Origin of the sequence: Clavibacter vidaverae, from assembly GCF_047529985.1 — a bacterium.
GTDB classification, from domain to species: domain Bacteria; phylum Actinomycetota; class Actinomycetes; order Actinomycetales; family Microbacteriaceae; genus Clavibacter; species Clavibacter nebraskensis_A.
Map to the genome: position 1 here is coordinate 775,226 of NZ_JBLJAM010000001.1, position 12,143 is coordinate 787,368.

11 protein-coding genes and 1 tRNA gene are annotated in these 12,143 nt (G+C 74.3%); 4 read left to right on the forward strand and 8 right to left on the reverse strand.

Going from position 1 to position 12,143, the window contains the following annotated elements:
- Nucleotides 1–12 precede the first annotated feature (12 nt).
- The 3 genes from ACMT9T_RS03595 (at nt 13) to ACMT9T_RS03605 (ending at nt 1,940) form a co-directional block, all read left to right on the forward strand.
- Nucleotides 13–94: transfer RNA gene (locus ACMT9T_RS03595), tRNA-Leu, on the forward strand.
- A 69-nt stretch (nt 95–163) separates the two neighbouring features.
- On the forward strand, nt 164–1,087 hold the full coding sequence (locus ACMT9T_RS03600; protein ID WP_414744266.1) for a pyridoxal-phosphate dependent enzyme: 924 nt from the start codon (nt 164–166) through the stop codon (nt 1,085–1,087).
- A 124-nt stretch (nt 1,088–1,211) separates the two neighbouring features.
- A complete protein-coding gene (locus ACMT9T_RS03605; RefSeq protein WP_414744267.1) occupies nt 1,212–1,940 on the forward strand; it encodes a DedA family protein in 729 nt (242 codons plus the stop codon).
- A gap of 69 nt (nt 1,941–2,009) precedes the next feature.
- Here ACMT9T_RS03605 and ACMT9T_RS03610 read toward each other — a convergent pair whose 3' ends face one another.
- The 5 genes from ACMT9T_RS03610 to ACMT9T_RS03630 all read right to left on the reverse strand — a co-directional run bounded on the left by ACMT9T_RS03610 (nt 2,010) and on the right by ACMT9T_RS03630 (nt 6,793).
- The gene (locus ACMT9T_RS03610) at nt 2,010–2,927 is read right to left on the reverse strand and encodes a cation diffusion facilitator family transporter (RefSeq protein ID WP_414744268.1); all 918 of its coding nucleotides are present in this window, start codon (nt 2,925–2,927) and stop codon (nt 2,010–2,012) included.
- Between the two features lie 90 nt (nt 2,928–3,017).
- Nucleotides 3,018–3,626, reverse strand: coding sequence for a non-canonical purine NTP pyrophosphatase (locus ACMT9T_RS03615; protein WP_414744269.1), 609 nt, complete (start codon nt 3,624–3,626; stop codon nt 3,018–3,020).
- A gap of 11 nt (nt 3,627–3,637) precedes the next feature.
- Nucleotides 3,638–4,375 carry a ribonuclease PH gene (gene rph / locus ACMT9T_RS03620; protein ID WP_094130802.1) on the reverse strand — a complete coding sequence of 246 codons (738 nt, stop codon included), beginning with the start codon at nt 4,373–4,375 and terminating at the stop codon, nt 3,638–3,640.
- An 8-nt stretch (nt 4,376–4,383) separates the two neighbouring features.
- Complete coding sequence (murI, locus tag ACMT9T_RS03625; RefSeq protein WP_414744270.1) at nt 4,384–5,271, reverse strand: glutamate racemase; 888 nt, start codon at nt 5,269–5,271, stop codon at nt 4,384–4,386.
- A gap of 58 nt (nt 5,272–5,329) precedes the next feature.
- Nucleotides 5,330–6,793, reverse strand: coding sequence for a cryptochrome/photolyase family protein (locus ACMT9T_RS03630; RefSeq protein WP_414744271.1), 1,464 nt, complete (start codon nt 6,791–6,793; stop codon nt 5,330–5,332).
- 111 nt (nt 6,794–6,904) lie between these two features.
- On the opposite strand from ACMT9T_RS03630, the gene ACMT9T_RS03635 reads away from it, so the two are divergent.
- Nucleotides 6,905–8,221, forward strand: a complete 1,317-nt coding sequence (locus ACMT9T_RS03635) for a nicotinate phosphoribosyltransferase (RefSeq protein WP_414744272.1) — start codon at nt 6,905–6,907, stop codon at nt 8,219–8,221.
- A gap of 25 nt (nt 8,222–8,246) precedes the next feature.
- On the opposite strand, the gene ACMT9T_RS03640 is transcribed toward ACMT9T_RS03635, so the two are convergent.
- Genes ACMT9T_RS03640 through ACMT9T_RS03650 form a run of 3 tightly spaced genes read right to left on the reverse strand, consistent with a single transcriptional unit; the run spans nt 8,247 to nt 11,872 of the window.
- Nucleotides 8,247–8,534 (reverse strand): DUF3039 domain-containing protein, encoded by a 288-nt coding sequence (locus ACMT9T_RS03640; protein WP_414744273.1) that lies wholly within the window; start codon nt 8,532–8,534, stop codon nt 8,247–8,249.
- 60 nt (nt 8,535–8,594) lie between these two features.
- Nucleotides 8,595–10,166: an ABC transporter permease gene (locus ACMT9T_RS03645; RefSeq protein WP_414744274.1), complete on the reverse strand. Its 1,572-nt coding sequence runs from the start codon at nt 10,164–10,166 to the stop codon at nt 8,595–8,597.
- Nucleotides 10,142–11,872 (reverse strand): ATP-binding cassette domain-containing protein, encoded by a 1,731-nt coding sequence (locus tag ACMT9T_RS03650; protein WP_414744275.1) that lies wholly within the window; start codon nt 11,870–11,872, stop codon nt 10,142–10,144. Before ACMT9T_RS03650 ends, ACMT9T_RS03645 begins: the two co-directional genes overlap by 25 nt.
- Nucleotides 11,873–12,143 lie beyond the last annotated feature (271 nt).

Here is a 12,143-nt window from a genome sequence, read left to right on the forward strand (position 1 = left end):
GGTCGGGCACCCGCGGGAGTGGTGGAATCGGTAGACACGCAGGATTTAGGTTCCTGTGCTTTCGAGCGTGAGGGTTCAAGTCCCTTCTCCCGCACGAGGGGCGGTGCCCGGCGACGGGCCCGATCCGATCGGCGGCGCTCCCCCCCCCGACGAGGAGCAGCCCGTGGACGAACGCCTCCGCCTCTGGACCGAGCCGACGCCCGTGCACCCGGTCCCCCGGCTCGCCGAGGCCCTCGGCCTGCACCCCGAGCGGCTCCTCATGAAGCGCGACGACCTCATCGGCTGGGGCGGCGGCGGCAACAAGGCCAGGAAGCTCGAGCGCTCGCTGGGCCGGGCCGTTGCTCACGGGGCGACCACCGTGGTCACCACGGGCGCCGCGCAGAGCAACCACGCGCGCATGACCGCGGCGGCCGGAGCCTCGCTCGGGCTCGACGTCGTGCTCGTGCTCGAGGGCCACGAGGTCGCCGCGCGCGGCAACGTGCTGCTCGACGGGCTGTTCGGAGCGCGCATCGAGTGGTCGGGGGACGAGGACGCGGAGTCCCGCGCCGGATCCGTCGTCGCGGAGCTCGAGGCGGCGGGCACGCGCGTGCACCGGGTGGCGTTCGGCGGATCCGACGCGCACTCCGTGCAGGGCTTCGTCGACGCGGGGCACGAGCTCACGGCGCAGGTCGGCGACGTCGACCACGTGGTCGTCGCGCTCGGGTCCGGCGGGACCATGGCCGGGCTCGTCGAGGCGCTCGGGCCCGAGCGCGTGCTCGGCGTGCACTGCGGGGCCGTCGCCCGGCCGCGCGAGGTAGTCGCCGGGTTCCTCGCGGAGCGCGGGACGGGGATCGCCGCCGGCCGCCTCCGCATCGACGACGCCCGGGTCGGCCCCGGGTACGCGCACCTCCCCGACGACGCGCGGGCCGCGCTCACGCTCGTGGCGCGGACGACCGGGATCCTCCTCGACCCCACCTACACGGCGCGGGCGGCCGCGGGCCTGGCGGCCGCCGCGCGCGACGGATCCATCGGCCCGGGCGACCGCGTCGTGCTCTGGCACTCGGGCGGCGTGCCGGGGCTCTTCGGCCACGCGGAGCTCGGCGGCTGAGCCGGATCGCGCCCCTCGACCGGGGGTGCCGCACTCCCGACGCGCACGCGGCCGGTCCCGATATCCTGTGCTCTGCCGCCGGTCGTCCAGCACCGCCGCGGCTCACCACGACTGGAGCCCCCACGTGCATCCCCAGCTCTTCGACTTCCTCGACTCGACGACCCTCATCGAGTCGTTCGGGGGATTCGCCCTCATCGGGATCTGCCTCATCATCTTCGCCGAGACGGGCCTGCTCTTCGGCTTCCTCTTCCCCGGCGACACGCTCCTCGTCATCGCGGGGCTGACGCTGCCCGGGATCACGGGCATCGACATCTGGTGGGTCTGCCTCGCGATCGCGTTCTCCGCCTTCGCGGGCGGCGAGGTCGGCTACCTCATCGGGCACAAGGCGGGGCCCAAGGTCTTCGAGCGCAAGGACTCCGGCATCTTCAGCCGGCAGAACGTCGTGCGCACGAACGCGTTCTTCGCGCGCTTCGGCGGGCTCGCGGTCATCGCCGCGCGGTTCGTGCCCATCATCCGCACCTTCGCACCCATCGCGGCCGGCGTCGGCCACATGGACTACCGCAAGTACTCCTTCTACAACGCGATCGGCGCGATCATCTGGGGCGCGGGCCTCACCTTCCTGGGCCACCTGCTCAACGGCTTCCCGCCCATCCGCGACTTCGTCACGCACTACATCGACTACGTCCTGCTCGGCGCCGTGTTCGTCACCGCGGTGCCCACCGTGATCCACTTCCTCCGCGCCCGCAAGCACGCGCGCGACGAGGAGGCGGCGGGCATCGCCCACGACGGCGAGGAGCTCGCGCTCGCGCCCGAGTACTTCGACCAGGACCCCTCGAACGACCCGCGGCGCTGAGCCCGGCTGATCCGCGACCGCCGCGCTCCCGCGCGCCGGCACGACGGCACCCGCCGCGGTGCGCCCGGATCAGACGTGGTGCCGGTGCTCGTGCCCGGCGTGCTCCTCGGGCTCGAGCTGGAACGTGCTGTGCTCGACGTCGAAGTGGTCGTCCAGGCAGCCCGCGAGGCGGTCGAGCAGCTCGCCCGTGCGTCCGTCGCGGAACACCTCCTGCTCCACGACCACGTGGGCGGTGAAGACGGGCGATCCCGACGTGATGGCCCACACGTGCACGTCGTGCACCGCGGTGACGCCGGGCGTCTCGAGCAGGTGGGCGCGGATCCGCTCGGGCTCGGTGCCGACGGGCGTCGACTCGTTGAGGACCCGCACGACCTCCCGCAGCAGCACGACCGCCCGCGGCACGATGAGCGCCGCGATGACGAGCGAGGCGATGGCGTCGGCGCGGCCGAAGCCCGTGAGCGCGATGACGACGCCGGCGACGATGGTCGCGACGGATCCGAAGGCGTCGCCGAGCACCTCGAGGTAGGCGCCCCGCAGGTTGATCGAGCTGCCCGCTCCCCCGCGCAGCACCAGCAGCGCGGCGACGTTCGCCACCAGGCCGATGCCCGCGGCCAGGAGCATGACGCCGCCGTCGACCGCGGGGCCCTCCGGCGCGAGCAGCCGCTGGATGCCCTGGATGGCGACGAAGACGGCGACGACCGCGAGGATCAGGCCGTTGACGAGCGCGCCGAGGACCTCGCCGCGCTGGAAGCCGAACGTGTGCCGGTCGGTCGCGGGACGCGCCGCGATGATCGTGGCGGCCAGGGCGATGCCGAGGCCCAGCAGGTCGCTCGTCATGTGCCCGGCGTCCGCGAGGAGCGCCAGGGAGCCGGAGACGAGGGCGCCGACGACCTCCACCACCAGCACGGTGGCGGTGATCGCGATCGCGACGACGAGGCGACGACGGTCGGTCGTGGCCGCGCCGTGGTCGTGCGATCCGGAGCCCATGCGTCCACCGTACGGGCCCGCCGTCATGCGGATCCAGCCGGCGACGCAGTCGGGAACGAGTCCCGCTCTCAGGAGGGCGGGACCTGTGGGTCAGCCCTCGCCGAGGAGCTCCCGCCGGACGACCGGCATGATCGCGTCGAAGGCCAGCGCGCGGTGGCTGACGCGGTTCTTCTCGTCGGCGCTGAGGGCCGCCGCGCTCGCGCCGCCGGTGGCCGGGCGGAAGATCGGGTCGTAGCCGAAGCCGCCCTCCCCCGCGACCTCGCGGAGCACGCTCCCCTCCCACACGCCGAGCGCGGTCCGCTCGACGAGGCCCTCGGCGGTGGGCACGACGAGGGCGGCCGCGCAGGTGAAGCGGCCGCCGCGGTGCGCGTCCGGCACGTCGGCGAGCTGCCCGAGCAGGAGCTCGAGGTTCGCGCGGCTGTCGCGCGCGGGGCCGGCCCAGCGCGCCGAGAAGATGCCGGGCGATCCGCCGAGGATGTCGACGCCGATGCCCGAGTCGTCCGCCAGCGCGGCCCGGCCCGTGTGCAGCGCTGCGGCGCGCGCCTTGATGAGGGCGTTCTCCTCGAACGTCGTGCCGTCCTCCACGGGCTCGGGGCCGTCGTAGGCGACGAGGTCGATGCCGTCGAGGCGGGCGCCGAGGATCCGACGCAGCTCCTCGACCTTGTGGGCGTTGTGCGTGGCGAGGACGAGAGGGATCACGGGCGGGATCCTCAGCGCCCGAGCGCCTGCGCCTGCAGCGCGGTGAGCGTGGTGCCGCCGCCGAGCGCGAGGTCGAGGAGCGCGTCGAGCTCGGCGCGATCGAAGGGCGCGCCCTCGGCCGTGCCCTGGACCTCGACGAACGATCCGCTGCCCGTCATCACGACGTTCATGTCGGTCTCGGCGCGCACGTCCTCGACGTAGGCGAGGTCGAGGAGCGGCTTCCCGTCGACGATGCCGACCGACACCGCGGCGACGCTGTCCTTGAGCGGCGTCGCGCGCTGCGCGATGAACTTCCTCTCGCGGCCCCACTCGAGCGCGTCGGCGAGGGCGACGTACGCGCCCGTGATCGCGGCGGTGCGGGTGCCGCCGTCGGCCTGGAGCACGTCGCAGTCGATGACGATGGTGTTCTCGCCGAGCGCCTTCATGTCGACGACGGCGCGGAGGCTGCGGCCGATGAGACGCGAGATCTCGTGCGTGCGTCCGCCGACCTTGCCCTTGACGGCCTCGCGGTCCATGCGCTCGTTCGTGGCACGCGGCAGCATCGCGTACTCGGCCGTGACCCAGCCCTGGCCGCTGCCGGCCTTCCAGCGCGGGACGCGGTTCGTGAAGGACGCGGTGCAGAGGACGCGGGTGCGTCCGAAGGAGATGAGGGCGGATCCCTCGGCCTGCTCGCTCCAGTTGCGCTCGATGGTGATCTCGCGCAGCTGGTCGGCGGCGCGGCCGTCGTGGCGGGGGGTGTCGTCGGTCATGGGCGGCCTCAGCTCGGATCGGGGATGGATGGGCGGGTGACGTCCGCGTCCGGAGGCGTCGCCGCGTCCGTCCGGGGTCGACGGGGAAGGGTGATGGCGCCCGTCTCGACGAGCTCCACGTGGCTGACGCCGGAGCCCAGCATGCGGTGCGCGAGCGCCTCGAAGTCGGAGGCGCTGCCGCCGGTGGCCTCGTAGCGGATCACGGGCGGCGCGTCGGAGCGGCGCTCGAGGCCCGCGGACACGAGCTCCCGGTAGACGTCCTTCGCGGTCTCGATGTCGCTCGAGACGAGGGTCACGTCGGGGCCCATGAGCAGCGAGATGGCGCCCTCGAGGAACGGGTAGTGGGTGCAGCCGAGGACGAGCGTGTCGATCCCCGCGGCGCGCAGCGGCGCGAGGTACCCCTCGGCGGCCGCCATGAGCTCCGGCCCGGAGGTCTCGCCGCGCTCCACGAAGCCGACGAACAGCGGCGCCTCGGCGGAGGTGAGCTCGAGGTGAGGGGCCGCGGCGAACGCGTCGTCGTAGGCGCGGCTCGTGACCGTGGCGTGGGTGGCGATGACGCCGACGCGGTGGTTGCGCGTGACGCTCACCGCGGTTCGCACGGCGGGCTGGATCACCTCGACCACCGGGATGTCGTAGCGCTCGCGGGCGTCGCGCAGCATCGCGGCCGACGCCGTGTTGCAGGCGATGACGAGCATCTTGACGCCCCGCTCGACCAGGTCGTCGAGCACCGCGAGCGCGTACCGGCGGACGTCCGCGATGGGCTTGTCGCCGTACGGCGTGTGCGCGGTGTCGCCGATGTAGATGATCGACTCGCGCGGCAGCAGGGTCGCGACCGCACGCGCCACGGTGAGGCCGCCGACGCCGGAGTCGAAGATCCCGATCGGCGCGTCGCTCATCCCGCCAGCCTACCGGCGGGTCCGACGGCGTCCGGAGCCGCGGCCGCCGCGCTCCCCGTCACAGCGACCGCCGCGCGTCCTCCTGCGCGACGAGCTCCGGGAGGTCCTTCAGGCGCCGGAGCCCGGCGAGCGGCTGGGCCATGCGCGCGTTGCCGCGCAGCCGCTCCTGGTTGCGGTCTAGGAACCACCAGTAGCCCGCCGTGTACGGGCACGCCGTGGGCCCCACGCGCACCTTCGGATCGAACGGGCAGCTGCCGCAGTGGTCCGACATGCGGTCGATGTAGGCGCCGCCGCCCGCGTACGGCTTGGTCGCCATGCGGCCGCCGTCCGCGTGCAGCGCCATGCCGACGACGTTGGCCGGCATGACCCAGGGCGTGCCGTCGACGAAGGAGTCGATGAACCAGTCGTTCATCGCGGCCGGGTCGTAGCCGCGCTGGAGCGCCAGGTTGCCGAGGATCATCAGCCGCTCGATGTGGTGCGCCCAGCCGTGCGTGCGCACCTTGTCGACCACATGGGAGAGGCAGGCCGCCTCGATGCCGGAGGCGTCGAGCTGCCGCAGCGCGGAGGGCACGCCCCGGTGCGCGTCGAGCCGGTTCTGCGAGGTGTAGTCGTCCTCGTACGCCCAGTAGAGGTGCCAGACGTAGTCGCGCCAGCCCATGATCTGCCGCACGATGCCCTCGACGCTCGCGATGGGCGCACGGCCCGCCGCGTGCTCGGCGACGATGCGATCGATGACGTCGGCGGGGTCCAGCACGCCCATGTTCATGGTGGCGCTCAGCAGCGAGTGCGCCATGGTCCAGTCGCCGCGGAGGGACGCGTCCTCGAAGGGCCCGAAGTCGTTGAGGCGGCTGGCCACGAAGTCGTCGAGCGCGAGGCGGCCCTCCTCGGGCGTGACGGCGAAGCGCCGCGGCCCGTCCTCGCCGACGAACCGGACGAGGCCCTTCCGCTCCCACTCGTCGAGGTCGGCGCGCACCTCGGCGTCGATGTCGTCCTCCTCGGGCCACCACGGCTCCGGCAGCCCGAGGGTCGCGGCGCCCTTCGGGGGCCGTTCGCGGTTGTCGTGGTCGTAGTTCCAGCGGCCGCCGACGGGATGGTCGCCGTCCATGAGGATGCCGGTGCGGGCGCGCGACCAGCGGTAGAAGTCCTCCATCACGAGGCGGTCCGTCGTGCGGCCCGCCATCCACTCGGCGAACTCCTGCTCGCTCGTGACGAAGCCGCGGCTCGGCAGCACCTCCGCCTCGATCTCGGCCACGAGCCGTCGGAGCCCGCGCGACGTCGGGTCGATCACCTGGAGGTCGTGGCGGTCCTGGACGACCTCGCGGTAGTGGTCCACCTGGTGGAACTCGACGCGGTCGCCCAGCGCGCGGGCCCGATGCCGGATGCCCGACAGGATGAGGTGCGCCTTGGCCCGGTGGTACGGCCGGCGGGCGAGGAGGCCGCGCGACTCGATGAGCAGCATCGGACCGCCGTCGTCGAAGTGGTCGCCCAGCTGGTCGGCCAGGATCCATCGGGTGCGCTGCATGGCACGAACCTAGGCCGCACCACCGTCATCGGCGGGACGCGTTCGCCCGGCGGATCGGACCGCCGCCCGGCGGATCGGACCGCCGGCGACGCGCCGCCCTAGGCTGGGCGCGTGCACCAGGCGACCTCCCTCCTCACCGACCGGTACGAGCTCACGATGCTGGACGCCGCGCTGAAGGCCGGCACCCACGACCGCGAGTGCGTGTTCGAGTGCTTCGCCCGGCGGCTGCCGAACGGCCGCCGCTTCGGCGTCGTCGCCGGCACCGGCCGGCTCCTCGAGCTGATCCGCGACTTCCGCTTCGGCGACGAGGAGCTCGAGTACCTGCGCTCCGAGCGCGTCGTGGGCGAGGAGGCCCTGGCCTGGCTCGCCGACTACCGCTTCCGCGGCCGCATCACCGGCTACCGCGAGGGCGAGGTGTACTTCCCGGGATCACCGCTGCTCACGGTCGAGGCGCCCTTCGCCGACGGCGTGATCCTCGAGACCCTCGTGCTCAGCGTCCTCAACTACGACTCCGCGGTCGCGAGCGCGGCCGCCCGCATGGTGCAGGTCGCCGGCGGACGCCCGCTCGCCGAGATGGGGTCCCGCCGCACGGGCGAACGCTCGGCCGTCGCCGCCGCGCGGGCCGCCTTCGTGGCGGGCTTCAGCGCCACCTCGAACCTCGAGGCGGGGCGGACCTGGGGCGTCCCGACGATGGGCACCGCCGCCCACTCCTTCACGCTGCTCCACGACACCGAGGAGCAGGCGTTCCGCGCGCAGGTCGACGCCCTCGGCGCCGGCACGACGCTCCTCGTCGACACCTACGACGTGCGGCAGGGCGTGGAGACCGCTGTCCGCGTCGCCGGCACGGGCCTCGGCGCGGTGCGGCTCGACTCGGGCGACCTCCCGGTGCTCGTCGGCGAGGTGCGCGCGCAGCTCGACGCGCTGGGCGCGACGGGCACGCGGATCACCGTCACCAACGACCTCGACGAGCACGGCATCGCCGGCCTCGCGGCGTCGCCCGTCGACTCCTACGGCGTCGGCACCTCGCTCGTCACCGGATCCGGCGCGCCCGCGGCCGGCATGGTCTTCAAGCTCGTCGCGCACCGTCCCGCAGGCGGCGCCGGCGAGTGGGTGCCCGTCGCCAAGAGGTCGACGGGCAAGCAGAGCCGGGGCGGGCTCAAGGGCGCGCTGCGCCGGCACGACGCCCAGGGCATCGCGACCTCGGAGCTCGTGACGGTCGGCCCGCACCCCGCGCCGCTCCCCGGCGATCGCGACCTCGTCGTCACGCTGGTCGAGGGGGGCGAGCCGGATCCGCGCTGGCTCGGGCCCGAGGGCACCGCCGCCGCCCGTGCGCACCACGCCCGCGTCGTGCGCGACCTGCCGGCGCAGGCCTTCCGCCTGCGCGCGGGCGATGCCGCCATCCCGACCGACGAGGGCGCGACCGCCTGAGGCGGCGCCCGGCGCGGGTGCCGGACTACTCGGGCTTCATGCCCTCGTAGATGCGCTTGCAGTCGGGGCAGACCGGGAACTTCTCGGGGTCGCGGCCGGGCAGCCACTTCTTCCCGCAGAGCGCCTTCACGGGCTTGCCGCTGATGGCGGACTCGAGGATCTTGTCCTTCTTCACGTAGTGCGAGAAGCGCTCGTGATCGCCGGGCTCGATCGTCTCCTGCTCGAGGAGCTCCTCGAGCTCGCGGTCGAGGGTGTCGGTGCCGCCGCCCTGAGAGGGACGGCCGGGGTCCTGTTCGATGCTGAGGATGACCATGGCCCCAGTCTACTTTTCCCGCGCACGGGAACCCGCGGCGAGGCGGGCCGGACGTCCGCCTCAGTGGCGCTGGGCGAACGCGAGCAGCTCGGGGCCGCGGCGCTCGAACACGCGGCCGCCGCCGACGAGGCCTCCGACGAGCGCGACGACGCCGATCCCGAGGCCGACCACGAGCGACCACGCCGGGTAGGCGCCGCCGTGCACGAGGCCCATCCAGGCGAGCCAGGCAGACGGCACGGCGAGCACGACGGTGGCGATGAAGGTGAGCGTGGGCACGGTGGATCCGCCGGCGCCTACGGTCTGCGGGGCGTGGAAGGGGCTGTCCCCGGGCCGTGACGCGGGGTACGGGAAGCGCGCGGAGAAGAAGGACGCGAGCCCGACGCCCGCGAGCAGGACGCCGCCGCTGACGCCCACCATCGAGGGCAGGACCGACGCGTCCCCGAAGCCGAGCGCGCTGAGCGGCGCGCCGATCGCGACGAGCGGCACGCCGATCGCGAGCACGGGGACGATGCGTCCGACGCGGTCGGCGACGCCGCGGATCCCGGACACGACGTGGAGCCACACGGCCGTGTGGTCGTGCGCCGTGTCGTTGTGGACGCTCCAGCCGAGGAACAGGGCCATGACGGGCAGCGGCACGAGGGCGAGCACGTGCGCGTCGACGTCGACGATCACGAGCGGCACGAGCAGCACGAGCGGGAGCACCGGGATGAGGACGAGGGTGGCACGGTAGCGCGGGTCGCGGATCCAGTAGGTGACGCTGCGCGCGGCCACGGCTCCCGCGGGCGACGCGCCGAAGCGGCCGAACCAGCCGAGGCCGGTCTGGGTGCGGCCGCCGCCCGTGCGGTCGGGCGCGGTGAGGGCCCACGGCACGAGGCGGATCCAGAGGAGCGCCAGCAGGCCGGCCGAGGCGACGGCGACGAGCAGCATCCCGAGCGCGCCGCCGGCGTCGCCCGCGACGGCCGCGGCCGGGGCGGCCCATGCCGCGCCGAACGGCGTCCACGCGAGGACGCCGAGGAGGCCGCGGGCGGGGCGCAGCCCGTCGTCGAGGAGGTCGGCCTGCGCGAGCGCGACGACGGCCGGCACGAGGAGCACGGCAACGAGCCCCGCGGCGAGGCCGGTCGCCTCGCGGGCGCGCCGCGTGCTGAGGAGCACCGAGGCGAGCACGGTGCTGACGCGGGCGACGAGCACGCACGTGACGACGGCGGCCAGGGCGGCGACCACGGCCACGAGCGCCGTAAGCGGATCCCGTGCCCACGTGACCACGGTGGTCAGCGCGACGACGGCGAGGATCACGCCCGGCACGCTGACGAGGGCGGCCACCGCCAGGGCGAGGGCGAGCCGCCGGGGCTCGATGCCGTAGGGCGCGAAGCGGCGGGGATCCATGGCGTCGTCCGACCCGAGCACGACCGGCACCACGAGCGCGCCGAGGACCACGAGGGCGCCCCCGGCCACGACGAGGTCGCGAGCCGCGGCCGCGTCGGCGTCGCGGAGCCCCGCGAGCGCGCCGACGGCCAGCACCGTGACGAGGATCCCGTAGACCCCCGCGGCCACGAGCCCCAGCACCTGCCACGGGCTGCGGCGGAACGCGTTGGCGAGGAGGGCGAGCCTCAGTCGGAGAACGAGTGCAACCACGAGAACCCCTCCGCCGTGCGGCGACCGCCGGCCAGCGCGACGAAGCGCTCCTCGAGCGACCGGCCCGCGCGGACCTCGTCCATGGTGCCCGAGGCGAGCACGCGGCCGTTGACGATGATCGCGACGTGGTCGCAGATGCGCTGGATGAAGTCCATGCCGTGGCTCGAGAGCACGACGGTGCCGCCGTGCGCCACGTAGTCCTGCAGGATCTCCACCACGTTGGCCGCCGACACCGGGTCGACCGACTCGAACGGCTCGTCGAGCACGAGCATCCGCGGCGAGTGGATCATGGCGCACGCGAGGGCGACCTTCTTGGTCATGCCCGCGGAGTAGTCGGTGACGAGGCGGCCGACGGCGTCCTCGAGGCCGAAGGCCTGGATGAGGTCGGCCGACCGGCTGCGGATCTCCGCGTCGTCGAGGCCCCGGAGCGCGCCCGAGTAGTGCAGCAGCTGCGCACCCGTGAGGCGGTCGAAGAGCCGCAGGCGATCCGGAAGGACGCCGATGCTGCGCTTCGCGGTGAGCGGGTCGCGCCAGACGTCGATGCCGTTCACCGTCACCGTGCCGGCGTCCGGCCGCAGCAGCCCCGTGACCATCGACATGGTGGTCGTCTTGCCCGCGCCGTTCGGGCCGACGATGCCGTAGAAGGACCCGGCGCGCACCGTGAGCGCGATGTCGTCGACCGCGACCTTCTCGTCGAAGCGCTTGGTGAGCCCCTCGATCACGAGGACGGCGTCCCCGAGCTCGGGGGCGGCGGCGCGTTCCCCGCGCACCGACGGCGTCAGGGCGGTCTCCCCCACGCCCGCGAGCCCGGGTCGGCTGGGGCGCGGCGACGTGAGGCTGTCGGTGCGGACCGTCACGGCACGGGCGGGGGACGGTTCGGGGGTGGGCTCGGGATCGACCTGGGTCTCCCGCTCGGGCTCGGCTTCGGCTTCGGCTTCGGCTTCGATGACGGTCGCCTCGACGATCGCGTCCTCGGCCGGCTCGCTCGCGGGCTCCGAGACCGCCGACGGTCGGTCCTGCGGTTCCGCGGCGTCGACGTCGACGTCGGCGTCCACGTCGGGAGCGGCATCCGCGGTCCCCGTCTCCGGCGCGTCCTGAGGAGCCTCAGCGGTCGGCTCGGAGTCGAGCTCGGGACCTGCGTCGTCGAACAGGCTCCGGACGTCCTCGACGCCGTCCGCCTCCGGCTCCGCGGTCGGCTCGTGCGAGACAGCATCCGCATCCGCCGCCCCCTCGGTGGGCGCCACGGGCTCGTCCGCGGAGACGTCGGGCGAGGTCTGCTCCCCTGCCGGCTGCTCCTCTACAGCCGGGCCGGCGGCGACGTCCGCTCCGCCCGCGGCGCGCTGCACGCGCGTCCGGCGTCGGACGCGGGGCGGACGAGCGGGTGTCGACGTGCTGGTCCCTTCCTCCGCGGCAGCCCCGGCATCCGCCGGTCGCGGGGACGGCGCGACGAGGGGCGTCGACCGCACACGGGGCGGCGTCGGCGCCACGACGACGGCGGGCGCGGTGCGGGGCGACGGCGCCGTGGCACGTCGCGGCACGCGCTGTCCCGGACGCGGCGGGCCGGGCACGGCGGCCGGGCTCGATGCGGTGGCGCCGGCCGCCTCGTCGGCGGGCGACGAAGCGCCGGTCGACGCGCCGTCCTGCGGCTGCGCACCGGTGGCGGACGTGGCGTCGGGGGAGGTCGTCTCGTCGGGGGCGTCGGTCACAGGCCCACGTTAGCAAGGGCGTCCTGCGCGCCCGCCCCGCCGTCCTCGACGCGTCGTCGGACCGCGTCACGCGGGGTCACGGGCGTGCTCCCCGGACGCCCGCCGCGTGCGCTCCCACATCACGAAAGGGACACGACGGAGCCGCGGATCCCGCCTATTTCCCCGCCCGCGGCCTACGATGGGGGAGGCATGACGGCGTGTCGAACAGGAAACCCGCGGGTGAAGTCCCGGCGAACCCTCGACGTCGGGGGTCCCGGTCGCACTCGGCACC